Source organism: Pseudomonas sp. TE12234 (genome assembly GCF_054061835.1).
Genome location: NZ_JBSSEP010000002.1, coordinates 333,171 through 357,711, shown reverse-complemented (window position 1 = coordinate 357,711; position 24,541 = coordinate 333,171). Strand labels below are relative to the sequence as shown.

18 protein-coding genes are annotated in these 24,541 nt (G+C 60.5%); 3 read left to right on the top strand and 15 right to left on the bottom strand.

Features of this window, described 5'->3' with window-relative positions; translation table 11 throughout:
• Positions 1 to 2,232, top strand: a complete 2,232-nt coding sequence (glgB, locus tag ACVWYU_RS05320) for a 1,4-alpha-glucan branching protein GlgB (protein WP_457372131.1) — start codon at positions 1 to 3, stop codon at positions 2,230 to 2,232.
• A 120-nt stretch (positions 2,233 to 2,352) separates the two neighbouring features.
• On the opposite strand, the gene ACVWYU_RS05315 is transcribed toward glgB, so the two are convergent.
• The 14 genes from ACVWYU_RS05315 to ACVWYU_RS05250 form a co-directional block, all read right to left on the bottom strand.
• Positions 2,353 to 3,420: an autotransporter domain-containing protein gene (locus ACVWYU_RS05315; protein WP_457372130.1), complete on the bottom strand. Its 1,068-nt coding sequence runs from the start codon at positions 3,418 to 3,420 to the stop codon at positions 2,353 to 2,355.
• Positions 3,421 to 3,733: 313 nt separating this feature from the next.
• Entirely contained in the window at positions 3,734 to 6,283 is a 2,550-nt protein-coding gene (locus ACVWYU_RS05310; protein WP_457372129.1) for an autotransporter family protein, read from the bottom strand.
• Between the two features lie 282 nt (positions 6,284 to 6,565).
• Positions 6,566 to 7,366, bottom strand: a complete 801-nt coding sequence (locus tag ACVWYU_RS05305) for an endonuclease/exonuclease/phosphatase family protein (RefSeq protein WP_390956261.1) — start codon at positions 7,364 to 7,366, stop codon at positions 6,566 to 6,568.
• Between the two features lie 111 nt (positions 7,367 to 7,477).
• A complete protein-coding gene (locus ACVWYU_RS05300; protein WP_247255810.1) occupies positions 7,478 to 8,236 on the bottom strand; it encodes a PIG-L deacetylase family protein in 759 nt (252 codons plus the stop codon).
• A gap of 197 nt (positions 8,237 to 8,433) precedes the next feature.
• Positions 8,434 to 10,593 carry a glycogen debranching protein GlgX gene (gene glgX, locus ACVWYU_RS05295; protein WP_457372128.1) on the bottom strand — a complete coding sequence of 720 codons (2,160 nt, stop codon included), beginning with the start codon at positions 10,591 to 10,593 and terminating at the stop codon, positions 8,434 to 8,436.
• A 204-nt stretch (positions 10,594 to 10,797) separates the two neighbouring features.
• Positions 10,798 to 11,103 carry a DUF2934 domain-containing protein gene (locus tag ACVWYU_RS05290; protein WP_457372127.1) on the bottom strand — a complete coding sequence of 102 codons (306 nt, stop codon included), beginning with the start codon at positions 11,101 to 11,103 and terminating at the stop codon, positions 10,798 to 10,800.
• Positions 11,104 to 11,124: 21 nt separating this feature from the next.
• Positions 11,125 to 13,899, bottom strand: coding sequence for a malto-oligosyltrehalose synthase (locus ACVWYU_RS05285; protein ID WP_457372126.1), 2,775 nt, complete (start codon positions 13,897 to 13,899; stop codon positions 11,125 to 11,127).
• Positions 13,896 to 15,974 (bottom strand): 4-alpha-glucanotransferase, encoded by a 2,079-nt coding sequence (malQ, locus tag ACVWYU_RS05280; RefSeq protein ID WP_457372125.1) that lies wholly within the window; start codon positions 15,972 to 15,974, stop codon positions 13,896 to 13,898. Before malQ ends, ACVWYU_RS05285 begins: the two co-directional genes overlap by 4 nt.
• A complete protein-coding gene (gene treZ, locus ACVWYU_RS05275) occupies positions 15,967 to 17,766 on the bottom strand; it encodes a malto-oligosyltrehalose trehalohydrolase (RefSeq protein ID WP_457372124.1) in 1,800 nt (599 codons plus the stop codon). The genes malQ and treZ overlap by 8 nt, the downstream gene beginning before the upstream one ends.
• A gap of 12 nt (positions 17,767 to 17,778) precedes the next feature.
• On the bottom strand, positions 17,779 to 19,365 hold the full coding sequence (gene glgA, locus ACVWYU_RS05270) for a glycogen synthase GlgA (protein ID WP_457372123.1): 1,587 nt from the start codon (positions 19,363 to 19,365) through the stop codon (positions 17,779 to 17,781).
• Positions 19,366 to 19,995: 630 nt separating this feature from the next.
• On the bottom strand, positions 19,996 to 20,949 hold the full coding sequence (locus ACVWYU_RS05265) for a D-2-hydroxyacid dehydrogenase family protein (protein WP_457372122.1): 954 nt from the start codon (positions 20,947 to 20,949) through the stop codon (positions 19,996 to 19,998).
• A gap of 13 nt (positions 20,950 to 20,962) precedes the next feature.
• Positions 20,963 to 21,988, bottom strand: a complete 1,026-nt coding sequence (locus ACVWYU_RS05260) for an alpha/beta fold hydrolase (protein ID WP_457372121.1) — start codon at positions 21,986 to 21,988, stop codon at positions 20,963 to 20,965.
• Positions 21,989 to 22,070: 82 nt separating this feature from the next.
• A complete protein-coding gene (locus ACVWYU_RS05255) occupies positions 22,071 to 22,505 on the bottom strand; it encodes a YqaA family protein (RefSeq protein ID WP_247255819.1) in 435 nt (144 codons plus the stop codon).
• Complete coding sequence (locus ACVWYU_RS05250) at positions 22,505 to 22,951, bottom strand: DUF411 domain-containing protein (RefSeq protein ID WP_390956252.1); 447 nt, start codon at positions 22,949 to 22,951, stop codon at positions 22,505 to 22,507. The genes ACVWYU_RS05255 and ACVWYU_RS05250 overlap by 1 nt, the downstream gene beginning before the upstream one ends.
• 423 nt (positions 22,952 to 23,374) lie before the next feature.
• Between ACVWYU_RS05250 and ACVWYU_RS05245 the strand changes: the two genes are divergently transcribed.
• Entirely contained in the window at positions 23,375 to 23,908 is a 534-nt protein-coding gene (locus ACVWYU_RS05245; protein ID WP_457372120.1) for a hypothetical protein, read from the top strand.
• A 130-nt stretch (positions 23,909 to 24,038) separates the two neighbouring features.
• Here ACVWYU_RS05245 and ACVWYU_RS05240 read toward each other — a convergent pair whose 3' ends face one another.
• Positions 24,039 to 24,179, bottom strand: a complete 141-nt coding sequence (locus tag ACVWYU_RS05240) for a hypothetical protein (RefSeq protein WP_162842372.1) — start codon at positions 24,177 to 24,179, stop codon at positions 24,039 to 24,041.
• Between the two features lie 169 nt (positions 24,180 to 24,348).
• Here ACVWYU_RS05240 and ACVWYU_RS05235 point away from each other — a divergent pair, with 169 nt between their 5' ends.
• Complete coding sequence (locus ACVWYU_RS05235) at positions 24,349 to 24,537, top strand: hypothetical protein (protein ID WP_247255823.1); 189 nt, start codon at positions 24,349 to 24,351, stop codon at positions 24,535 to 24,537.
• The last annotated feature ends 4 nt before the right edge of the window (positions 24,538 to 24,541 follow it).

The following is a 24,541-nucleotide window of genomic DNA, read 5'->3' as shown; positions in this document are numbered from 1 at the left end:
ATGAGTTTCTCGAACAAGGAACAGGGTCAGTATGAAGAAGCACTGCTACCCAGGGCGCGGGACATTGATGCGCTGGTGCGCGCCGAGCATCACGACCCCTTTGCAATACTCGGTCCCCATGGCGATGGCGCCGGAGGACAGTTCATTCGGGCTTATCTGCCAGACGCCTTGAGCGTGCAGGTGGTGGCCAGGGAATCGGGAGAAGAACTCGGTCACCTGGAGTTGACTCAGACACCGGGACTGTTTGTCGGGCATTTCGACCGGGCGCAACCTTATCTGCTGCGCACTCGCTGGGCTGGCGGCGAACAGATCGCCGAAGACCCGTACAGTTTCGGTCCGCTGCTCGGTGAAATGGATCTCTACCTGTTCGCCGAGGGCAATCACCGCGACCTTAGCAGTTGCCTGGGTGCGCAGCTGATGTCGGTCGACGGTGTCGATGGCGTGCGTTTCGCCGTATGGGCGCCGAATGCCCGGCGGGTGTCGGTGGTCGGTGATTTCAACGTCTGGGATGGTCGCCGCCATCCGATGCGTCTGCGTCATCCCACGGGTGTCTGGGAGCTGTTCATTCCGCGCCTGCAAGCGGGGGAGGCGTACAAGTACGAGATTCTTGGCAAGGACGGGATTCTGCCGCTGAAGGCCGACCCCATGGCCCTCGCCACGTCGCTGCCGCCGGACACCGCCTCGAAAGTGGCGTCACCGCTGAAGATCGACTGGCAGGACCAGGAATGGATGCAGTCCCGTGGCGAGCGTCAGCGTCCGACAGCACCTTTGTCCATTTACGAACTGCACGCCGGCTCGTGGCAATGCGAGCTGGATGATCTGGGCGAAGTGGCTCGCCAGTACACCTGGCCGGAGCTGGCCGAGCGGCTGATTCCGTATGTGAAGGAGCTGGGTTTCACCCACATCGAGCTGATGCCGATCATGGAGCACCCGTTTGGCGGATCGTGGGGCTATCAACTGCTCTCGCAATTCGCCACCAGCGCCCGCTACGGCACCGGGGATGAGTTCGCGGCGTTCGTCAATGCCTGCCACCAGGCCGACATCGGGGTGATCCTCGACTGGGTGCCGGCGCATTTCCCCACTGACACCCATGGCCTGGCGCAGTTCGACGGCACCGCACTGTACGAGTACGGCAATCCCCAGGAAGGCTTTCATCAGGATTGGGACACGCTGATTTATAACCTCGGCCGCACCGAAGTGCATGGCTACATGCTGGCGTCGGCGTTGCACTGGCTCAAGCATTTCCATGTCGACGGCCTGCGGGTCGACGCGGTGGCGTCGATGCTCTATCGCGATTACTCGCGCAAGGCTGGCGAATGGGTGCCGAATCGCCATGGTGGTCGAGAAAACCTCGAAGCCATCGACTTCCTGCGTCACCTCAACGACGTCGTGGCCCTGGAAGCGCCGGGTGCCCTGGTGATCGCCGAGGAGTCCACCGCATGGCCGGGTGTCAGCCAGAGCACGCAACAGGGTGGCCTGGGCTTCGCCTACAAATGGAACATGGGCTGGATGCACGATTCGTTGCATTACATCCAGCAGGACCCGGTGTACCGCGCCCATCATCACAACGAGCTGAGTTTCGGCCTGGTCTACGCCTGGTCCGAGCGCTTCATCCTGCCGATCTCCCACGACGAAGTGGTGCACGGCAAGCATTCGCTCATCGACAAGATGCCCGGTGACCGCTGGCAGAAATTTGCCAATCTGCGGGCTTACCTGAGTTTCATGTGGGCACATCCCGGCAAGAAACTGTTGTTCATGGGCTGTGAGTTCGGCCAATGGCGCGAGTGGAACCACGACCAGCAACTGGATTGGTACTTGTTGCAGTACTCCGAGCACAAAGGTGTTCAGAAACTGGTGAGCGACCTCAATCGGTTGTACCGCGAAGAGCCGGCGCTGTATGAGCAGGACGATGTGCCCCAAGGCTTCCAGTGGTTGATCGGCGACGATGCGATCAACAGCGTGTATGCGTGGTTGCGCTGGAGCAAGGACGGCAGGCCGGTGCTGGTGGTGGCGAACTTCACCCCGGTACCGCGTGAGGCTTATCGCATCGGTGTTCCGTTTGCCGGGCGCTGGACCGAATTGATGAACAGTGATTCGGCGACCTATGCCGGCTCCAACTACGGCAACAGTGGCGGGGCGTACACCGAGGAGGCGCCCAGTCATGGGCAGGCGTTGTCATTGGTGCTGAATTTGCCGCCGCTGGCCGTGTTGATGTTGCGCCCCGAAGGTTGAACCAAAAACGCTTGCCTGCATCGCGAGTGAACTCGCTCCGACAGGGTCCTTGTGACCCTTGTGGGAGCGGGTTGCTCGCGATGGCGTCGCCCGTTCAACAGTCTTTTCGAGGCCTGATCCTCACCACCGCATCCGCACACCCAGGCTGGCGATCAACCCGTTCAAATCATTCTGGTCGACGTCACTGCTGTAATCGGCGCTGACGTACAGGCTTACGGTCGGGGTCATTCTGGCCACCAGGCCCAATCCCAGCTCTACCGTCGACGAGTTCCGGCTGCTGCTGATCTTGTCGACCTGATCCAGGGTCACGGTATTGCCGGTGTTCACCGTGTGCCACAAGTTGGTCCGCACATAGGGCTCCAGGGGCAGGCCGTTGAAGTCGTAACTCCCTTTCAGTTTGGCGCCGACCCGGCCGCTCCAGGACGACAGGTCAGTGGAAGAGGCAGTGCCCGAGCCAGCGTAGGGAGTGTCCAGGATGATCCGTTGATTGATCAATTGCGCCTGGGGTTCAACGACCCAGTGTTCGCCAAGGCCGATGGGGAAGCCACCCTCCATCGACACGGTCATCGCGCTGCCCTCGGCGGCTTGCCGCACACCCTGTTCATTGCGGGTATAGCCATTGATCCGGCCGCCACTGGCTGTCAAGTCCACGTGCCAGCCTTGTGGCCCGATCAGGCTCCAGTAGGCGCCGAGGTTTTGGCCTTGCAGGCTGAAGGTGTCGCTGTTGGAGTCTGATTGGACGCGGTTGGTGAATAAACCAGTGCTGTTGCCCTGGATCAGGCTGGTGCCACCGATCAGGCCAACCCGCTGAATACGACCACTGCCGCTTTCCAGGGTCATGAGTGCAGGGCCTTTCAGTTCACCGGCAGCGGAAGTGGAAATGCCTTCGGCGAGAGCATCGTTTTGTGCCTGGCGCGAGGGCTGCCCATACAGCTGATCCCAGGCGGCAGGTGCGGCATCTTCGGTCGTCAGGTGCGAACTTCGCAGATCGGGCATGGTGCTGAAACGGCCGGGATACGTGGAGGCTTGGGCGGGCATGGAAAGCATCGGGACGTCCTGGCGATACCAGGGCGACATATCTTCCTCGACAGGCGAGGCCTGTACTTCCATGGAAGAGCACAGCAGGAGTGAGCTCGAGACTGTGCAAAAAGTGATTTTGATCTCTTGTTGGGTGAGTGAAGTTTTCATGGGGGTCTACCTTGCAATCGCATGCCGTTCTCGCTTTGCCGTCTCTCCTACCCCGAGTGAGGGGCGACCGATGGATGGGGGCAAGCCGGGGCCCGCCCGTGTTCGCGGGTGACTTGGGGGCTTGCCCCTGATTGTGGTTCCGGGGGTAGTAACGTGAATTCAAGGAGACCCCTGCCACTGCGTCAAGAAAATGGCCGATAAGTGGTAGGGGTATTTTATGGCTTATAAGTGACTGATTTTTGTCGTCTCTCTAAGTTCTTGTTAAATGGAAAAAACAAGGAAAAAGCCCTGAAATAGAGCCATTGCTCGGTATTTACCAGCTCACCCGGATACCGGCATTACCGATCATTCCCCGCAGTTGCTGACTGTCGAGGTTGCTGGAGTAATCGGCACTGGCGTACACACTGACGTCGGGGGCGAGCGTCAGGATGGCGCCGACGCCGAGGTCGGCCCATGAGGATTTCTGTTGCGTGTCGATATCGGTGACTCCGGCAAATCTGACTGTATCGGTGCCCGAAAGGGTGTGCCACAGGTTAGCGCGCAGATAAGGTTCGAGGGGCAGGCCACTGACCTGATAACGGCCCTTGAGCCGGGCGCCGAGCCGACCGGTCCAGGCCGGATCGGAATCGAACGTCACCCGGGAGATGCCGTCGTCCTGAGTGTCGAGGGCAAGGTTCTGATGGATCACCTGCGCCTGGGGTTCGATCACCCAACGGCTTGCCAGCGGGAACGGGTAACCGGCCTCTGCCGACAGCGTCAGCACATGTCCTTTGCTATCGAGCTTGAGGCCGCGATCGGAATGACTGTCGCCGTCGAGCCAGGTGTACATCGCCACCGTGTCGACGTACCAGCCCCTGGCGTCGGTCAGGGTCCAGTAAGCGCCAAGACTGTCCCCTCGCAATTCAACCTTGCCCGCACGCTTGCCTTCGAACCCTTCGTTGAAACCGTCGACGTCGCCCTTCAAGCGGCTATGGCCGACGAAGAATCCGCTGCGTTGGGCATGCCCCCCGGACGTCAGCGAGCTGTACAGGTCGTTGCCCACCTGGAAGCCGTTCAGCGAGCCATCGAGCCGTGGCGTGACGGTGCCGGCCCAGGTCTGGTCTACATCCTTGCCATAGACCCGACCCCAGCCAGCGCCGAAGGCCCCGGTTTCGCTCAGCAGACGCTGATCACCCTGGCGATCGTGGAATGTACCAAGGGCGGTCAGGGCCAGTTGCGCAGCGGCCGGTGGCAATACGGACCAGACCGGGACTTCCGCGCGGTACAGGGGAATCGCGGCGGCACCGGGCTGGGCAACGGGCAGCGGCGGACTACCGGCAGCGGCGACCGGCGTGGCCACCAGAGGCACAAGAATCGGCGGCAGGGCCGGGTCGGGATTAGGCTCCGCGACCAGCGGCGCCGCGACGACAGAAGAGCGCAGGTACCAACTGTTTTCGCTGCCGGCTGTGATGCCGCCCTTGTACAGGACGTAATTGAAGGCGCCCGCCGACACTGGGGTTTTCAGGGTAAAGGCGCCGTTGTCGCTGATCGCCGTCCCCTGGGCCTGAACAACCTGAATGCCATTCTGCTGGGTCAACGCGCCAGCGCCACCGAGGTTGCTGATGCTGATCGAGGTGCTGCCGGTCAAGGTGCCATCGATGACCACCAGTTTGTCACTGGGCGAATTGTCGTCGCCCAGAGTGCTTTGCAAAAACAGTTGCCCGTTGTTGCCCGAATAATTGCCCTGCACGGCAAGCACATCGTTGGTGCGCGTATTGCCGTTGCTCAGGTCAATTACCCCGGCGTTATTCAGGGTCGCGCGCTGCCCCGGGGTGAAGGGCACGATGCCGCCCTGGCTGGACGTCAGTACGCTGCTGCCATCGATGTTGAATGCACCCGTGCGGCTGCCGCTGTCGCCGAGCACGAAGTTGCCGGTGAGGTCGAACCGCGAACCGTTGTTGAGGTTAACGGTTTCCCAGTTGATGTAACGGGCGGCGCCGGCGGATGTGGTGTGATCAAAGGTCAACTGATCGGTGCCCGGGCCACCGTCGAGGGTTGGGGTCAGGGCGAGGGTGGTTTCAGTCAGGTTGCGCACAATGGCCTTGTCATTGTCATCGCCCATCAGGATTGCCGAACGGATAATGCCGCCGCCGTCCCATAGAAAGGTGTCATTACCCGTGCTGGCGCGGATTTCGCCGACGACCTCGCCGCCTGTCACGGTGATGCTGTCGTTGCCACCGCTGACGCTGATATTGCCGCCAATCCTGCCGCCGGAAACGATGATGGTGTCGGTGCCGAAACCGGTGACCAGGTTGCCCAGGATCTGTCCGCCCGAGAGATCGAACAGATTGTTATCGAGTTTCATGTCGACCCGGCCAATGGTGCCGCCGGTCATTTTGGCGGTGTCGCCATCCTCGAAGGCGCCGACGATGGTGCCGCCGGTCATGAGGAAAAAATCGCGACTGTCGCCTTGGGCAAGGGACTGGATGGTCCCGCCACTCATCGTGAAGTGATCGATGCCATTGCCCTGGTTGACTGCGCCTGTGATTTGGCCGGCAGTGATGTTCAGGGTATTGGCGCCGTCCCCCTGATTGAGCGAACCGAGAATGCGCCCCGAGTTGAGGTTGACGGTATCGTTGCCGGCGCCAAGCGTCACATTGCCATTGATGGTACCGGTGCCATTGGCGGGAAACGTCAGGGTGTTGTTGCCGGCCAGATCGGTCAGCGGTCCATTGCTGGCGCTGTCACACACGAAGTTATCGTTGCCGGCGGTGGGGATGAGAGTGCAGGCGGCGTGGGTGGGAGCCGACCCGCCTGCACACAGCCAGAGGAAAAATACACAGGCGCTGAAACGGTACTTGGGTAGATCTGACCATGGATTCATGCTCGTCTCCGCATAGGGATCGGCGACTGACCCGCCACGGCGTCAATATTGGCCAGGCGTCAGTCACCTTCGGCAGCGCGAGTTGCGAGACAGCATCGGAAGGCAATCTCCCGTCATCCAGAACCTTCGGCAACGACGGCTACGGTGGTTGCATGTCCGTAGGGCCAGCCCCAGGGACATGGGCAACGTAGCAGCAGCGCTTAGCGGTTTCTACTGTCAGAAATACCAGAAATGACGGGGAGTTTACTTTGACTCAACGGTTTTTCCGGGGGGAAGGAAGCTTCAGAGATGCACTTCCACGGCCAACGGCAGGTGATCCGACAGGTGCGTCCACGGTTTGTTTCCGAGGATTTTCGGATCATGGCTACTGGCGTTGCGCAGGTAGATGCGGTCCAGGCGCAGCAGGGGATACCGCGCGGGATAGGTTTTTGCGGGGCGCCCGTGATGGCGTTCGAAGGCTTCATGCAGGTCCTCACGACGGGCGAGGGCGACATTGCCCTGCAACTGCCAATCGTTGAAGTCGCCGGCAATGATCACTGGCGCGTCGTCAGGCAGGGACTCAAGCAACTGACAGAGCAGCTGCAGCTGCAGTTGGCGATGGCTTTCCAGCAAGCTCAGATGAACGCAGATCGCATGCACTTCGGCGTGGCCCGGTACATCAAGGACGCAATGCAGCAGCCCGCGACGTTCCGGCCCGGTGATGGAAACGTCGAGGTTGCGGTGTTCGCGAATCGGGTATTTCGACAGCAGGGCGTTTCCGTGATGGCCATCGGGGTAGACCGCATTGCGCCCGTAGGCAAAATCGCTCCACATGCTGTCGGCGAGGAACTCGTATTGCGAGGTTTGCGGCCATTGGTGGTAGCGCGAGGAGTGACGCTCGTGTTCGCCGACCACTTCTTGCAGAAACACCAGATCGGCCGATGTACTGCGTACCGCTTCACGCAGTTCCGGGAGGATGAAACGTCGGTTGAGGGCGGTAAACCCCTTGTGGGTATTGACCGTCAGCACGCGCAATCGATTGATGGCCGGAGGGTTGTTCAATGGCTTTGATTCAATCGTGTCGCGTTTGGAATTACGGGTCACTTTCACTCCTCTGAATCCGGGTGACTTATGTATGCGACTGATACGCAAGCGGGCAGTTCAGTTTGAGTGAAGTAAGGATAGCCTCCACGCACACATTGGCTGTTTGTCGCGTCAGACAAACACGATTTCATAAGGCAGACGCATCCGCTCCAGCAGCACCCGAGGCAGCATCGGTGCAATGCCGATCGCCGGTTCGCCTTTGAGTTGGCTGGCATAGGCGTGGGTGGCGTGGCTTTTGCGTGCGACCGTCCAGCTGTCCAGGCGTATTTTGCGCGCGCGGTGCCAGGGGATCGCGGCGTAATCACGGGCTGGCCAATGCCAGGCCCAGACCGGTATTTCATGGAAGGTTGCACCGGCAAGGGTCGCGGCATTGGCGCTGGCGCGGCCGACGGCGTCATGGTCGCTGACGCCATCCGCGCGCCAGGTGCTGAACACCACATCGCCTGGTCGCAAGTAGCGTGCAATGAATTGCGTCAGTTCCAGTTCATGCTCGGCCAGGGCGTTGTCGGTAAAGCCGCCACGAATCCATTTCAGGCTATGCATGGGCAAGCCGAGGCGACGCAAGGCTTCGACACTCTCCTGGGAGCGAAACACGCTGAGGCGTTTTTCCGACCATTGCTGCGAACCCGGATGGCTGGCGCTGCCGTCAGTGACGGAGATCAGTTGCAGCGGATGGCCGTTGGCGCTGAGCAATTGCAGCAGGCCACCGCAGGTCACCACTTCATCGCCGGGATGCGGGGCGATCACCACGGCGCGTGCGCCGGCCGGGACCAACGACTGGGTGCCGATCACTGGGATATTGTCCAGTTGCGCGGCGCTGTTCCAGATTTGTCCCGCCAGGGTGCTTTCACTGATGGAGGCAGACTTCATGGGGTTACGTCCTTGTTCCGTTTCGCCTTCAGTCATGCGCAATGCTTGCGGGCGGCAAGCCAGGCTGACCCGTGAGGGCTGGTTGATGGCAATGCGCGGCGCTCCGAACCCTTGGGCGCCGCGCATCCAGTATTGCTCATCGAAGCGTGTTCGTCGGCATTTGAAACAATTTTTATCCGACGAGTCTTTGGTTCATTTCAATCCTCTTCCTCGTGCTGCAATTCGAACAGCAGCAATGAACGGCCGGTCACCGAATACTCGTGGCCGAACTCGAAGCGTTCCTGGCCGCGAACCGACGGTTGGTTGGTATCGACCATGCATGTCCAGAAGCCGCCATCGGGGACTTCCGGCAACGTGAAGTTGACGATGTCGTGATGGGCATTGACCACCAGCAGCAGGGTGGCGTCGGCCCCTTTGCGGCGAATGCCGGTTTCCTGCGCACGTCCGTCAAGCAGCATGCCCAGGCAACGATTGTGCGCATCATGCCAGTGCTTGGTGGTCATCTCGCTGCCATCCGCGGCCAGCCAGGTGACATCCTTGACGCCGATATCCTCGTTGTAATTGCCGACCAGGAAGCGCCCGCGGCGCAGGATCGGATAGGCCAGGCGCAGCTTGATCAGGCGTTTGACGAATTTGAGCAGGGCTTTGCCGTCTTCACTCAAGTCCCAGTTGACCCAACCGATTTCGCTGTCCTGGCAATAGGCGTTGTTGTTGCCGTCCTGGGTGCGGGCGAATTCGTCACCGGCCACCAGCATGGGCGTGCCTTGGGACAGCAACAGGGTGGCGAAGAAATTACGCATCTGCCGCTGACGCAGACCGTTGATTTCCGGGTCGTCGGTAGGACCCTCCACTCCATGGTTCCAGGACAGGTTGTTGTTGCTGCCGTCCTGATTGTCTTCGTCGTTGGCTTCGTTGTGCTTGTCGTTGTACGACACCAGGTCGTTGAGGGTGAAGCCGTCGTGGGCGGTGACGAAATTCACCGAAGCATAGGGCCGGCGACCGCGCTGGTTGAACATTTCGCCGGACGCGGTCATGCGACTGGCGAAGTCCGCCAGTTGCCCATCGTCGCCTTTCCAGAACGCACGCACGGTGTCGCGAAACTTGTCGTTCCACTCCACCCAGCCCGGCGGGAAGTTGCCGACCTGATAGCCGCCGGGGCCGCAATCCCAGGGCTCGGCAATCATCTTCACCTGACGCAGCACCGGGTCCTGGCGACAGGCCACGAGGAAGCTGTGACGTTCGTCAAAGCCGTCGTGGTAGCGCCCCAGAATGGTCGCCAGGTCGAAGCGGAAGCCGTCGACGTGCATCTCCGTCGCCCAGTAGCGCAGGGAGTCGGTGACCATTTGCAGGACGCACGGATGGCTCAGGTCCAGGGTGTTGCCGGTGCCGGAGTCATTGATATAGAAGCGCTTGTCGTCCGGCATCAAGCGGTAGTAGGACGCGTTGTCGATGCCACGCATCGACAGGGTCGGGCCTTGTTCGTTGCCCTCGGCGGTGTGGTTGTAGACCACGTCCAGGATCACTTCGAGGTTGGCTTCGTGCAGGTGCGCGACCATTTCCTTGAATTCGGCGATTTTGCCGCTGGCCAGGTAACGCGGGTCGGGGGCGAAAAACGCGATGCTGTTGTAACCCCAGTAGTTGGTCATGCCCTTGTGCAACAGATGCTGGTCGTTGACGAAGGCATGAATCGGCAGCAGCTCCACGGTCGATACGCCGAGCTTGCGGATGTGTTCCAGGACATCGTCGACCATCAACCCGGCGAAGGTGCCGCGCACGTTCTCGGGGACGGAAGGGTGACGCATGCTGATGCCGCGCACGTGGGTCTCGTAAATGATCGTTTTGTCCCACGGCACGCTGACCCGGTGGTCGTGGCCCCAGGTGTGCGCGGGGTCGATGACTTTGCATTTGGGGACGAAGGGCGCGCTGTCCCGTTCATCGAAACTGAGGTCGGCGTCGGGATGGCCGATGGTGTAGCCAAACAATGCCTCGGACCATTTCAATTTGCCGACCAATTGCTTGGCGTAGGGGTCGATCAACAGCTTGTTGTGGTTGAAACGGTGGCCGTTGGCGGGGTCATAGGGACCGTAGACCCGATAGCCATAGATCAACCCTGGATGGGCGTCGGGCAAGTAGCCGTGGTAGATCTCGTCGGTGTATTCCGGCAGTTCGATGCGTTCGAGCTCGACCTCGCCGGCATCATCGAAAATGCACAGTTCGACTTTGGTGGCGTGAGCGGAGAACAAGGCGAAATTGACCCCAAGACCGTCCCAGGTCGCACCCAGTGGAAAGGGCAGGCCTTCACGAATTCGCGAGGCCTCGACTTGAGGGGCTGGCGCGGTTTTCTTCGGACTGGGCATAGGTGCTCCTGCAAAGTGAGGTACAGAGACGCCGCAATTTGTGGGAGCGAGCCTGCTCGCGATTGCGGTGTGTCAGGTCATGCATGTGTCGAGGTAAACCGTCCTCGCGAGCAGGCTCGCTCACACAGGGGGTTGTTGAGGGTGAGCGTCCCTCGGTGGCGAGCGGACTCGCCACGCGTTCAATCAGGAAAAAGTGCGAGCCAATCAGTTCGCCGGCGGTTTACGCGCTGCGCGAGGCTTTTTCACGGTGACTTTTTCCCCGGGCGGGATCAAGGCGGAGGCCGCCGCCGGTTTGGCTTTGGCTTTTGGCGCGGCCACTTTGCCTTCTCCCGCCTTGCCATTGGCGGTTTTGCTCACAGGCGCTTTTGCCGGTTTTTTCGGCGCCAGTGCTTCAGCTTCGGCGAGTTTGCGTGCCATCTCCCAGTGGCGGCTCTCCTGGCCTTCGGGTTTCCCTTCGGACTCCCAGATCTGATAGGCAAATTCACGGATGCGTTTATCGTCGGTACTCATCGCATTGCTCCTGAACTGAACTCAAGTGTCGGTAGTTTGAATAAAGAGATTGACCGGGAAGTCCCCCAGTGCGGCGCTGATCATCAGCTCCCTGTTTTTTGTGACTGTGATGCTTGAAAAAAGTCCCTTTAGATTTTCGTCAGCGATCGCGAACGGTAAATCGATTCGCGTATCGCCCCACTGCAGCGCGTTCACTTGCGGCTCGGCACTGTTTTCCAGCAGCGCTGCGCAACGGATCGGCACGATGACGATGGCGCGTTTACCCTCCCATTCACGAACAAATCCCAGCACTCGATGGGCCTGGCTGCCGACGACTTCGAGGGCCTGGTAAGTCCCTCGCCGGAACAGCTCGGCGTGCTCGGTGCGCAAGTCCAAGGTCCGCGCAATCAAGGTTTGCTTGATGCGCCCGTCGCGCCAGTTCGCCAGCTGATCCGGCAGATTCATTGCTTGCTGCAAGGCCTGTTGGCGGCTGGCGTAGTCCACTGGCCGGCGGTTGTCCGGATCGACCAGGCTGAAGTCCCAGAACTCGTTGCCCTGATAAAGATCCGGCACACCCGGCACGGTCATGCGCAGCAAGGTTTGCGCCAATCCGTTGAGTGCGCCGGGCACGGCAATCGCGTGCACAGCCTTGCCGAGCGCCGTGCGCAGAAAGTCGCCCTGCGGGCTCAACAGCAGGCGCTGGATGAAGCGTTCAACCGCTTGTTCGTAGGCATCGTTGGGCGCGCTCCAGCTGCTTTGCAACTTGGCTTCACGCAGCGCTTTGCGTTGCCATTGCCAGAGGCGTTCAGCATAGGCCTCCAGCGCCGGTTGATCGTCAACCTGCAGGTGCAGTGGCCAGCTGCTGAGGATTGCTTGATACAGAATCAGCTCATCACCCGCCGATGGCTGCTGATCATCGTCGCGCAACGGGCGGGCGAGGGCGCGCCAGAGGCCGATCTGCTCGACGTACCACTGACTGCGTTCGCTCAACACCGCCAGGCGCGCACGGGTGTCTTCGCCGCGCTTGTGGTCGTGGGTCGCGGTGGCCAGCAGGTTGTCCGGAAAATCGACGAGGCGTTGCGCGCACGCGGCATGAAAATCCTCGACCGGCGCGCTGAACTGCTCCGTACTGAAACCGACGTCATTGCGCCCCAGCAGCACTGCCGAACGATAGAACGCGGTGTCTTCCACGGCCTTCGCCGCAGCCGGAGAGGTCAGTTGCTGAAACCGCACGCAGGCATGCCTGATCCGTTTGCGCACGCGTCCGGCCGGGGCCTTGCGCCACGGCTCGCCGCCCAGCCAGCGGGCCAGGCAATCGAGCACCGGCCAGTCGGCTTCGCCGAGGGTCTGCCGGGCGCCGTCCATGGCCTGCTGGAAAAAAACGTTGTCCTGGGACGACCGCCCGAGGGGGCTGATGTAGGTGCGGTACACCGGAAAATGGATGATCAGTTCCTGCAATGCCCGGCGGATCGCCCCCAGGGTCAGGTCGCGGGTCATCAGGTCTTCCCGGGCCACTTGCAGCAGCGCCTGAGCGACACTTTCGAAATCCCCGGCCAGGGAGCCGTTGAGGATCTGTTGCCGGGCCAGTTGCGCTTCCTGACGGAAATCGGCGGGACGTTCGCTGTGCCGCTGCCAGAGTCTGCCCAAGGCCTGTTCGCCTTGAGGATCGTGTTGCAACAACGACACCTGGTTCATGAATTCATAGCCGGTGGTGCCGTCCACCAACCAGTCGCGGTGCAGGGTTTCGCCTGCGCCGAGGATCTTTTCCACGTAGATCGGCAGATGCCGGCCAGGAACCAGGCTGTCGACCCGCCGCCGCAGCTTGCGGCAGTAACCCCGAGGGTCGGCGAGGCCGTCGATGTGGTCGACGCGCAGACCATCGACCAGTCCTTGCGCCACCAGCTGGAAAATCTTTGCATGGGTCGCTTCGAACACCGCCGGGCGTTCAACCCGCAGGCCGCCCAGTTCATTGACATCGAAGAAACGCCGCCAGTTGATGTCATCCGCGGCCGTACGCCAACTGGCGAGACGATAGCTCTGGCGCTCCAACAGGTTATGCAGGCGCTCGAAACCTTCACGGGTGAGCGAATCGTAGGCTTTCAGGTTTTGCTCGATGGCCTGCAGCATGGCGGGATCTGTGGCCAGTTCGCGCAATTCGTCCTGCAAGGGAATGGCCAGGCGGTGAGCGTCGGTCTGGTAGCTCAAGGTACTGAACCGGTTGGCCAGGGATTTGAGCTGATCGATGTCGGACGTGAGCAACTCGCCGCAGGTCATCGGGCAAATCGGAAAGTGGTGTTCGTAATGCTCGACAAAAAACGCGCCATGGTGCGCGTCGAAACGCAAAGGCAGGGTGCCGTCCTGCAGGGCAACCCCATAGTCGCTGCCAAGGAACGGCAGCAGCAGTTTCCCCTCCATCAACGGGTCGGCGGAGTGCCACTGGATATCATAGAACTCGCTATAGGGGCTCAGGCGCCCCCACTCAAGCAAGTCCAGCCACCAGGGGTTGTCACTCCCGCCGACCGCCATGTGATTGGAGACGATATCGAGGATCAGCCCCATGCTGTGCTCGCGCAACGCGCTGACCAGACGGCGCAACCCCGCTTCGCCGCCCAACTCCGGGTTGATGGTGGTCGGGTCCACCACGTCATAGCCATGCATCGACCCGGCGCGGGCGCTGAGCAGCGGCGAGGCGTAGACATGGCTGATGCCGAGCTCGGCGAAGTACGGCACCAGCGGTACCGCATCGTCCAGGGTAAAGCCCTTGTGAAACTGCAGCCGCAGGGTGGCCCGCAGCGGCTGTATTGGCAGAGCGCTCATTGGTCACGCTCGGCCGCCTGAAGTCGCGCGCAGGCGAGCAATTCCAGGCGTCGCGAGGCGTCCGGGTCATCGAGCAGGGTTTCGCTGTTACCGCGCAGGCGTCGGGACCAGTTGGGATGAGCATCGATGGTGCCAGGCAAGTTGGCCTGCTGTTCGACGCCCAGCGCATCTTCCAGTGGCAGCAACACCAGCGGCGCACGGGTATGGCCAAGGAAGCGCACACTGGCGTCGAGCACCTGATCGGTCTCGTGGGACTCTTCGCGAAAGTTCTGCGGGTCCTGGCTCAAGGCCCGGCGCAAGCCTTCGCGCTCGCGTTCGCGGTGTTGGCGCCACTCGATTTCACCGTTGGCGTCGATGAGGTTGAGTCGGGCGTTCCAGTCGATGTCGCGGCCGTGCCACCAACCGTTGAGGGTTGGCAAATCATGGGTGCTGGTGGTCGCCAGCGCGTTGTCCGGCCAGTCGAGGATCGGTTTGAAATGAGTGTTGTCCTGTTCGAACAGCAGCACCCGCATGCCCAGCATCGAACGGGCGATGAGCTTTTCCCGCAGACCTTCGGGCACGGTGCCGAGGTCTTCGCCAAGGACGATCGCCTGGTGGCGATGGGATTCCAGGGTCAGCAGTCGTAGCAGGTCGTCCACCGGGTAATACAGGTACGCACCGTCGGCGGGCGGCGCGCCGTTGGGGATGACCCACAAACGTTGCAGGCCCATGACGTGGTCGATCCGCAGGCCGCCGGCGTGGGCAAAATTGGCCCTGAGCATTTCGATGAACGCGCGAAAGCCATTGCGCACGAGGCCTTCGGGAGAAAATGCGGAGATCCCCCAGCCTTGGCCGGTTCGGTTGAGAATGTCCGGCGGCGCGCCGACGGTGAGTGAGGCGAGCAATTCGTCCTGGCGACTCCAGGCCTGACTGCCACCGCCATCGGCGCCCACTGCCAGATCGCTAATCAGGCCAATGCGCATGCCGGCGCTGCGGGCTGTCGCTTGGGCGCGTTCCAGGCAGCGGGTGATCAGCCACTGACAGAAGGCGAAGAAACCGATGCGCCCGGCGTTTTCTTCGGCGAATTCGGCGAGGGCAGCACTGCGCGGGTTACGCCATTGTTCGGGCCACTCGCGCCAGTCAAGGCTTTCACCCTTGGCGGCGCGGATCTCTTGAATGGCTTCGAAGCGGCAGTGATTTTCCAGGGCTTCGCCACCGGCATGACGAAAACTGCCGAAATCGGCATGCAACGGGTGTTCGCCCTGAACGAAACCTTCGTACAGCGCCTGCAACAGTCGGTGTTTGGCTTCGGCCGCGGCGGGCCAGTCGATCAAGGCACGCTCCTGTAGATCCTTCAGCTCGGCGCCCAGCCCGGTGGTATCGATGGCGGCACGCATGGCTCGCTCGCCAAGGATCGCCCCTGGCGCGCAGTAAAGGCTGTTAAGGAATAACCGGCTGGAGGGCGAATAAGGGCTATAGCGCCGGGTGTCGTTGGCGAACATGGCATGCAGCGGGCTGATCGCCAGCGCGTCGGCGCCACGTTCGCCGGCGACCCGGGCCAGGTCTTCCAATGCCTGGGTATCACCGAATCCGCCATCACCCTCACGCCGCAAGGCATAGAGCTGCACGCTCAAGCCCCAGGTGCGCGGTATCGGACTGTCCACGGCATCGCCCACGCTGAAGCAACGTTCGGGCGCCACGGCCAGGGTAAAGGACTGGCCATCGATGCTGACGTGCTGGTAACCCACCGGAATCAACCCAGGCAAAATGGCCTCGGCGTCCAGTTTGAGGGTGAGTCGCGAACCATCTTCGAGGTGGATCTCGCAGGGTGTGTGCGGTTCGAAGTGGTGGGCCAGATTGAGCCCGACGCCGAAGTCGGCGGTAATCAGCGGCGGTAGCTGTCGGGTTTGCTGCACCTGCTGCAATTGCTGCAGGCTGGCGTCGATTTCCTGAGCACTGCCGGCCGGGTGGCCGAGTCCGGTCAGAACGCTGCGCAAGACCGAGGGTGCAACTTTTTGCGGGCGACCATTGGCATCGATCCAGTCGACCGCGAGGCCGGCCCGGCTGGCCAGGATTTCCAGTTGCGCATCACTCATTGGCGCTCTCCATCGGGGGTTGCAAAGGGGCTGCGGCCGTGAGGCTGACAAGCGCGCAATACGGAGCCAGAGTGCCTTTTTCCAGGCGCTCGGCCGAATGTGGCGGATGTTCGAACAACAACGAACTGCCGACTGACGCAGTGTGGAGTACCGGTGCTGCGCTAAGGTTCAGGTCAATGCGCAACAGATTGCCATCGCCCAGTCGCCATGACGCACTCACCGCACCGACCGCCAGCACTTCGGCTCCCAGCGCCTGGGTACCGGGCAGGCGCGGAATGATCTGTTGCTGGCGGAGCTGCAACAGGCGGTGATACAGCTCGTGCATCTGCGACGATCCATTGGCTGTCAGCACTGGGCGGGATGATTCGAAGGTCTGTGGCGCGTTCGGGTCGGGAATTTGCGCGCGTTTGTACGGATCAGTAAACGCGGCGAACGCTGCAAACTCGTTACGCCGTCCTTCACGGACCCGTTGCGCCAGTTCGCCATGGTGACTGGTGAAAAACAGAAAGGGTTGTTCGGCGGCAAACTCATCCCCCATGAACATCAGCGGGATCATCGGCGACAACAACAGCAGCACGGTGGCAGCCTGCAGCGCTTGTGCGGGGGCGAGTTGATGCAATCGCTCGCCAAAGGCGCGATTGCCGATCTGGTCGTGATTTTGCAGAAACAGTACGAACGCGCTGGGTGGAAGGTGGCCGCTGGGCTCGCCCCGAGGCTTGCCGCGGCGGTCGACGTGCCCCTGGAAGACGAAACCCTGGCTCAGGCAGCGCGCCAGTTGTTCAGTCGGGTTTTGCGCATAGTCGGCGTAGTAGGCGTCGGTTTCGCCGGTCAGCAGTACGTGCAGGGCATTGTGGCCGTCATCGTTCCACTGTGCGTCGTAGCCTTGCTCCAGCAGGCTGGCCCGGTTGTGCTCGTTTTCCACCATCAGCCAGACATGGCGAGCGTCATCGGTCTGCTCGCGTACACGTTGCGCCAGCTCCTGAAGAAAGTGCGGGTCTTCGATGGCGTGGACGGCGTCCAGGCGCAAGCCGTCGAAACGGTACTCGAGCAACCACATCAAGGCGTTTTCGATGAAAAAGTCTCGCACTTCGCGCCGGCGAAAATCGATTGCCGCGCCCCAGGGCGTGTGCACGTCTTCGCGGAAGAAGCCCTTGGCATAGCGATGCAGGTAATTGCCGTCCGGGCCGAAGTGGTTGTAGACCACGTCGAGAATCACCGCCAGACCGTGGCCATGGGCGGTGTCGATCAGGTGCTTGAGTTGATCGGGCGAACCATAGGAGGCCTGGGGTGCGTAGGGCAGCACCCCGTCGTAACCCCAATTGCGCACACCAGGGAACTGCGCCAGGGGCATCAGTTCGATGGCGGTCACGCCCAGTTCAACCAGCCGCTTCAGTTGTTGCTCGACTGCCGCAAACCCGCCGAGCACACCCACGTGCAGCTCGTAAATCACTGCCTCGTGCCAGGGGCGGCCACGCCAGGCGCTGTGATGCCACTGGTAGGCATGCGGATCGACCACCACGCTGTGCTGGTCGATGTCACCGGCCTGGGCGCGGGAGGCCGGGTCGGGCACCTCCAGCTCGCCATCGATGCAGTAGCGATATCGCGTGCCCGCCGGGCAGTGGATGTTGTTTACGAACCAGCCGTCGTCTTGCGGCAACAACGGCAAGGATTGTCCATTTTCCAGTTCGACACTGACGTAAAACGCATCTGGCGCCCACAACGCAAATCGCGTGTGTTCCGCGTCCAGCATGATTGCGCCGTGGGGCCAGGTCTCAGGGGTCCGTAACGGCATTTCAAAGCCTCTTTATTGTCTGTGTGATTTCCCCAGAGCCTTGGCCACCAGTTGTTCGTAGAGTTCGGCGTAGGGTTCGACGGCCTTGCACCAGTTGAACGGGGCCGCCATGGCCCGGCAACGCATGGCATGCAGCAGGTCGGGAAAAGCAAATACCTTGAAAGCGCGGCTCAGGGCTTCCTGATAGCTCTCCACCGTCGATTCATCGAACAGGAAGCCGGTCACGCCGTTTTCAATGGTGTCGGCCAGGCCGCCGGTATTACGCGCCACCGGCAACGAACCGAAACGCTGGGCGTACATCTGGCTCAAGCCGCAAGGCTCGTAACGCGAAGGCATCAGCAGGAAGTCGCTGCCGGCAAACATGCGCCGGGCGTCGGTTTCGTTGAAGCCGATGCGCACGCCGATTTGCCCGGGAAAGCGCAAGGCCAGTTCGCGCATGGCTTGCTCTTCTTCCGGTTCGCCACGGCCGATGATCGCAATCTGGCCACCGGACTTGACGATGTATTCGGAGACCGCTTCGGTCAGGTCCAGGCCTTTCTGGTAGACCAGTCGCGAGACCACGGCGAACAGCGGGCCTTCAGAGTCTTCCAGGCCAAACAGTTGGCGCACGTGGGCGGCGTTGACCGCCTTGCCTTCCCAGTCGCCAATGCTGAACGGGCGGAACAGGTGAGTGTCGGTCGCCGCGTCCCAGCTCTCATCGATGCCGTTGGGAATGCCGCTGAGCAGGCCTTGCTGGGTCTTGGAGGCAAGGAAACCGTCGAGACCGCAGCCGAAGGCCGGGGTGGTGATTTCCTGGGCGTAGGTCGCGCTGACCGTGGTGATGTGGCTCGAATAGGCCATGCCGGCCTTGAGGAACGACATCTTGCCGTAGAACTCCATGCCTTCCTGTTGCAGCGCATGAAGGGGAATACCCAGTTCCGGGCAGGAGCCGAGGCTGGTCACGCCCTGATACGCCAGGTTGTGGATGGTGAACAGGGTCGGGGTGCGTTGTCCGCGCCAGTGCATATAAGCGGGCGCCAGGCCGGCCGGCCAGTCGTGGGCGTGCACCAGGTCCGGGCACCAGTGGATTTGTGCCAGGTTGGCAGCGATATCGGCAGCCGCCAGGCCCAGGCGGGCGAAGCGAATGTGGTTGTCCGGCCAGTCGCGACCATTGTTGGCGCCATAGGGCGAACCTTCACGCTCGTACAATTCAGGGCAGATCAACACGTAAATGACCAGGCCGTCGGGCATGTCCATGCGCCCGATCTTGCAAGGTGGCAGGGCGGCATGGCCCCCGAGCTCACCGATGATATGAATCGGATTCTCACTGTGCAGCACCTGCGGGTAACCGGGAATCAGCACCCGCACATCGTGCAGATGCGACATCGCCCGTGGCAGTGCCGCCGACACGTCGCCCAGGCCCCCGGTTTTCACCAGATCGGCGATCTCGGAGGTCACAAACAATACTTTTTTCTTGTTCGGGTTCTGACTGGCAACCGGTGTCAGCGTCTTGGTGACGGGAACACTGATCGATTGGGCACTGTGGGCGCTCACGGCGCTCGATTCGCCGACCTGTTGACGAGCACGCTCTCCCTGAATATCCAAAGCCGCACTGATCATATGCATCTCCCGTGTTGTTGATCTAATTCTTAGGTCTGGCAAACGGTATTTCGTGGCCAATTCCTGTGGCCGGGCGCAAACGCGCTCCACATCGTTGAGCAAGTGCTGCCCAAATGCGCAGAAGCAGAATGGGTGAATGGGCTGTTGCAAAGATTGCACCAGTCGTAACGCACCTACCTTTCAGTCGACCGATCACGGCAGGCAAAAGTTTCGACTTTTTTTCCACTTTGTGACCGACCGGTTTTCCCCCGCGAACGTGAGTCTAGGCCAGAACTTAGAGCGGTAAAGCTCAGATGGCAAAATTGTTCGACAATCGGTTTAACGAGGTACGGACGTGCCGGATTGGAGGGCAAACGCACCGACGAAGTGCAGTTTTTTTGATGAAAATGGCTGAAAACGAAGCACAAATGTCACATCAGTGTGCGTGGGCGAACAGTTGGCTTGCACTGTAATGGTGCGGAATCGGGCAGTGTGGCGTTTGATCTGGCGTCATTGCGAGCAAGCTCGCTCCCCCAGAGATTTGCGGTGTTCACAAAACCTGTGGAAGCGGGCTGGCCCGAGATAGGGAGGCAGTGCTCCGGATTGACGAGGCTGTTGGGGCGCTATTGCGGGTAAGCCACGCTCACACATTCAGTTCATCAAGCGAATGGGCGCGCCAGCGGACCAGGCCTGAATGTCTTCGATCATCTGCGAAAAGAACAGCTGGTAATTCTGTTGGCTGACATACCCGACATGGGGCGTGGCCAAAACATTGTCCAGGGTCCTGAAGGGATGAAGCGGTGGCAATGGCTCGACATCGAACACATCGAGTGCCGCGCCTGCCAGCTGACGTTTCTGCAAGGCCTTGATCAAGGCTGCCTCGTCGACGATGGGCCCCCGCGCCGTGTTGACCAGAAGCGCCGTGGGTTTCATCCAGCCCAGCGCCTCGGCGTTCACCAGGCCCCGGGAGCGATCGCTGAGCACCAGATGCACCGACAACACATCGGCCTGCTCGAACAGTTCCTGCTTGCTGACATAACTCACGCCAACTTGTGCCGCCCGTTCAGCGGTGAGGTTCTCACTCCAGGCGATGACGCGCATGCCGAATACCTGGCCAAATTGCGCAACCCGTTGACCGATGCTGCCCAAACCGAGGATCCCCAGGGTCTTGCCGTGCAGGTCGCCCCCCAGCCCTTGCTGCCATTGGCCGGCGCGCAAGGCATTGGCTTCGGCCACGAGATTGCGGGTGGCAGCCATGATCAGCGCCCAGGTCAGTTCCGGAGCGGCGTGTTTGTAGCTGTCGGTGCCACACACCTGAATACCCAGCGCGGCGGCTGCCTTCAAATCGAGCGCGGCGTTGCGCATACCACCGGTGACCAGCAACTTGAGTTTCGGCAACTGGCGCAGCAGGGCCTCATCGAAGCGCGTGCGCTCACGCATCACGCAAATCACGTCAAACTCGCTCAGGCGACCCGCCAGGGTGGCATTGTCGGCGGGGTATTCATGAATAAAGCTGACCTGGCCGATGCTTTCCAGCACCGACCAATCGACCACGTTGCGGGCCACGTCCTGCCAATCGTCAATTACCGCAATCTGCACCGCCATCAGCCTTACCTCATCAATGCACGGGGTTGGTTTTGCTCAGCCAGGCGAGCAATGCCTGGTGGAATTTTTCCGGTTCTTCCATCTGCGGCGCGTGGCCCAGGCCAGGGAACTCGATCAATGTCGAATGGGCAATCCGCTGTGCCACTTGTTTGCCGAGCACATCGTAATGGCCGATTTTCGCCTTGACCTCGGGTGGCGCGATGTCGCTGCCGATGGCGGTCGTGTCGGACGTGCCGATCAGCAGCAGGGTGGGCATCTTCAGGTTCTGGAATTCGTAATACACCGGTTGGCTGAAGATCATGTCGTAGATCAAGGCCGAATTCCACGCGACCTGCGTATGCCCCGAGCCTTTGTTCAGGCCCGCCAGCATGTCCACCCAGCGGTCGAACTCGGGCTTCCAGCGCCCGGCGTAATAGGTGTTGCGTTCATAGGTGCGGATACCGTCGGCGCTGAGCTTGAGCTCGCGCTCGTACCACTGGTCAACGGAGCGCCATGGAACGCCCAGGGCTTTCCAGTCTTCCAGGCCAATAGGGTTGACCAATGCCAGTTGCTCGACCTGTTCGGGGTATTGCAGCGCGTAGCGGGTAGCGAGCATGCCGCCGGTCGAGTGGCCGAGGAGGCTGGCCTTCTGGATGCCAAGGGCCTTGAGCAATTGCTGGGTGTTACTGGCCAGTTGCTGGAAACTGTACTGATAGTGCTCGGGCTTGCTGGAGTTACAGAAACCGATCTGGTCGGGGGCAATGACCCGATAACCAGCGTCGCTCAGGGCTTTGATCGAGGTGTCCCAGGTCGCACCGCAGAAATTCTTGCCGTGCATCAGCACGACGCTGCGGCCATTGGCCTTGCCATGGGCAGCGACGTCCATGTAGCCCATTTGCAGGGTTTGGCCCTGGGACTCGAAGGCGAAGTGTTTGACTGTGTAGGGGTACTCGAAACCTTGCAGCTCAGGGCCATAGGCCGGGCTCTCGGCATGAGCGATGACCGGCAGCGCAGCGGTCAGCAGCAAACCGGGCAACCAGCGGGAGAGGGTGGGGGACATGGGAAACTCCACGGGAAATCCGTCGATGCTGGATCGGCTTGATTAGGGCGACATTAAACAGGCAATCGCCGCAGCGGTTGGTTCAACCCATCCAGCCCAGGGTGATCAGCGCCAGCACCCCATAACGGGCGCCCTTGGCCAGCGTCACGATCAGCAGGAAACGCCCCAGTGGCTCACGCATGACACCGGCCACCAGGGTCAGCGGGTCGCCGATCACCGGCAGCCAGCTCAGCAATAGTGACCAATGACCGTAACGCTGGTAACGATGACGGGCGCGTTCAAGGTGCCGGGGGCTGACCGGAAACCAGCGCCGGTCACGGAAGCGCTCGATGGCCCGTCCCAGCCACCAGTTCAGCAGGGAGCCGAGGACATTGCCCAGGGTCGCCACCGCCAGTAGCAACCACAGCCAATACCGATCGCTGAGCATCAGCCCCACCAGGACCGCTTCGGATTGCAGGGGTAACAGCGTTGCGGCACCGAAAGCTGCCAGGAACAGCCCGAGGTAAGCGCCGTACATCAATGGGCCGGGTAGTCCGCCACCACCACATCGGTGCCGTCCTTTTTCAGGCCGATCACTTGATACGCATCGCTCATGCCATCCATCTCCATGCCCGGCGAGCCCATGGGCATGCCGGGCGCGGCAACGCCCAGCAGATCGTCACGCTTGCTCAGGGCCAATACCTGGTCGGCCGGCACGTGGCCTTCGACGAATTTGCCGTTGATCAAGCCGGTATGGCATGACGCCAGACGCGGTGGCACGCCGTGCTGTTGCTTGAACTCGCTCATGTTGGCTTCGACATGGTCCTCGACCTTGAAGCCGTTGGCTTGCAGATGGCTGATCCATTTTTTGCAGCAACCGCAGTTGGCGTCGCGATGAACCTCGATCGGAATCAGCTCGGTGGCCTGGGCCAGGGAGGAAATCAACAGGGCGCTCAGAGCGGCCAGACGCAGATGGGTTTGCATGTGGGGAAGGTCTCGTGGTGCGGGCAAAGGAAGGCATTCTGACCAGAATTTCCTGCCCGACATTCAAGGATTGTTTCTAATTAATACAAAGTCGCTTGGCCCCATCTTCGCAGATCCAGGCTGACAGCCCGATGAGACGCTCATTACAAAGCTGTCAGGTACGCCCCGGATTGCGGGTGCGCCAATTCATAAAAAACAAACTAACCAAGACGTACAAAAAATTGAATGACTTATTTTGTTCATATGTAGGAAGTTTCTGTAAGGCAACAAAACAAGCTGTGTGAGGATTTGTATCTGAATTGTACTGGAATTGTAAAAAGCTCGAATCAGATGTTGATTGTGCCTGTGCCGCAGCCGATATTCGCGCCCACTTAACTGGTTTGAACAAGGAGTTTTTATGGTTGCCTCACGAGGACTTCCAACATGACCATCGGATATACAGGCGCCTGGACCCCCAAGGCGGGATTGTTGGTGCGAGATACCAACAGCCGATCAAAACCCGTCGCGCAAAGCGACAAGGTCCGTCAGATGTTGAGTCTGGTGGGCACCAATCCGGTGGCGCTGGACACCGTGAAGATGGATCAAATGAAACTGCGTAAGCAACTAACGGGGTTCGACCCGGCGAATGTCTCCGTCAAGTCCCTCGGCAACCTCAGTTCTTTCTTGCGCGAGCGTGGCTTGATCAGCGACGTGACCGCACTGACACTGACGAATGCGGGGGACAAGTTCGACCGGTTCGGTATTGCGACGGATCCGGAAGCCAAATTCAATGCACTCGAGTATTTTGCTCTTCAACTGGATAACATTCAGACCAATAACGTGAAGGGCAACAAGTACGCCAATTTCTTGATTCCCGAGTTTAAAAAAGCCATCTACGTGTTGCAGAACCTGAAAACTTACGGCGAGAGCGGCGGGCCGGCGATCCGTCCCGGCAAGAACGTCCAAGCGAAAGCCTGATACAACTAGTGCTGGCCCGTTCAGGCGATCGAACGGGCCAGGCCATTGTTTGTCCTGATCAAGACTCCACTAAGAATACGGTTTGTCAGTTCGCTGATTGAATGTTCGGCTGCCTGATGAATAACGGACGTTATCGATGCTGGTAGTAACCCGGTCCGCCATGGTCGTTGTAGTAATGGTCATGGTGCCAGCCACCGCGGGGGAACACGATGCAGCCGCTCAGGGACAAGAGAGCCAGCAGGGGAATCAACAGGGTGATTCGACGCAACATTTGTAAATCCTCATGGTTATCGCCGCGATGAAGCTAAAACTCTTCATCGGCTGTAACATGAGACCCCGTTCGCCGCCTCTCATCCCCGAAAATCGGTAGGGACTTGGCATGCGATCGGATACAAAGCGGATACATTCTTCAGGTTCAGGCTTACATTCAGGAAATGGCAATGACCCAGTCGCAACGTTTGAAATACTCGATTCTGATCTCCCTGGTGGTGCTGGGAATCATGTTTGGCCTTTCGTATCTGCAGAACATTGGGGTCATCAGCGAAAAGCTGTTCCAGTACATCGCCATTGGCGTGGCGGTGATCGTGGTAGTCATCAATGGGGTGATGCGTCGCAAGGTCAAGCCCTGAGCGA

Excerpts from the sequence above, each read along its gene's own strand:
- ACVWYU_RS05300 (WP_247255810.1), bottom strand. The coding sequence starts at position 8,236 with ATGAAGTCTGCCTCCATCAGTGAAAGCACCCTGGCGGGACAAATCTGG.
- glgX (WP_457372128.1), bottom strand. The coding sequence starts at position 10,593 with ATGCCCAGTCCGAAGAAAACCGCGCCAGCCCCTCAAGTCGAGGCCTCG.
- ACVWYU_RS05255 (WP_247255819.1), bottom strand. The coding sequence starts at position 22,505 with ATGTACGGCGCTTACCTCGGGCTGTTCCTGGCAGCTTTCGGTGCCGCA.
- ACVWYU_RS05310 (WP_457372129.1), bottom strand. The coding sequence starts at position 6,283 with ATGAATCCATGGTCAGATCTACCCAAGTACCGTTTCAGCGCCTGTGTA.
- glgA (WP_457372123.1), bottom strand. The coding sequence starts at position 19,365 with ATGATCAGTGCGGCTTTGGATATTCAGGGAGAGCGTGCTCGTCAACAG.
- ACVWYU_RS05240 (WP_162842372.1), bottom strand. The coding sequence starts at position 24,179 with ATGTTGCGTCGAATCACCCTGTTGATTCCCCTGCTGGCTCTCTTGTCC.
- ACVWYU_RS05315 (WP_457372130.1), bottom strand. The coding sequence starts at position 3,420 with ATGAAAACTTCACTCACCCAACAAGAGATCAAAATCACTTTTTGCACA.
- ACVWYU_RS05265 (WP_457372122.1), bottom strand. The coding sequence starts at position 20,949 with ATGGCGGTGCAGATTGCGGTAATTGACGATTGGCAGGACGTGGCCCGC.
- ACVWYU_RS05245 (WP_457372120.1), top strand. The coding sequence starts at position 23,375 with ATGACCATCGGATATACAGGCGCCTGGACCCCCAAGGCGGGATTGTTG.
- ACVWYU_RS05260 (WP_457372121.1), bottom strand. The coding sequence starts at position 21,988 with ATGTCCCCCACCCTCTCCCGCTGGTTGCCCGGTTTGCTGCTGACCGCT.
- ACVWYU_RS05285 (WP_457372126.1), bottom strand. The coding sequence starts at position 13,899 with ATGAGCGCTCTGCCAATACAGCCGCTGCGGGCCACCCTGCGGCTGCAG.
- malQ (WP_457372125.1), bottom strand. The coding sequence starts at position 15,974 with ATGAGTGATGCGCAACTGGAAATCCTGGCCAGCCGGGCCGGCCTCGCG.
- ACVWYU_RS05250 (WP_390956252.1), bottom strand. The coding sequence starts at position 22,951 with ATGCAAACCCATCTGCGTCTGGCCGCTCTGAGCGCCCTGTTGATTTCC.
- treZ (WP_457372124.1), bottom strand. The coding sequence starts at position 17,766 with ATGCCGTTACGGACCCCTGAGACCTGGCCCCACGGCGCAATCATGCTG.
- glgB (WP_457372131.1), top strand. The coding sequence starts at position 1 with ATGAGTTTCTCGAACAAGGAACAGGGTCAGTATGAAGAAGCACTGCTA.
- ACVWYU_RS05290 (WP_457372127.1), bottom strand. The coding sequence starts at position 11,103 with ATGAGTACCGACGATAAACGCATCCGTGAATTTGCCTATCAGATCTGG.
- ACVWYU_RS05235 (WP_247255823.1), top strand. The coding sequence starts at position 24,349 with ATGACCCAGTCGCAACGTTTGAAATACTCGATTCTGATCTCCCTGGTG.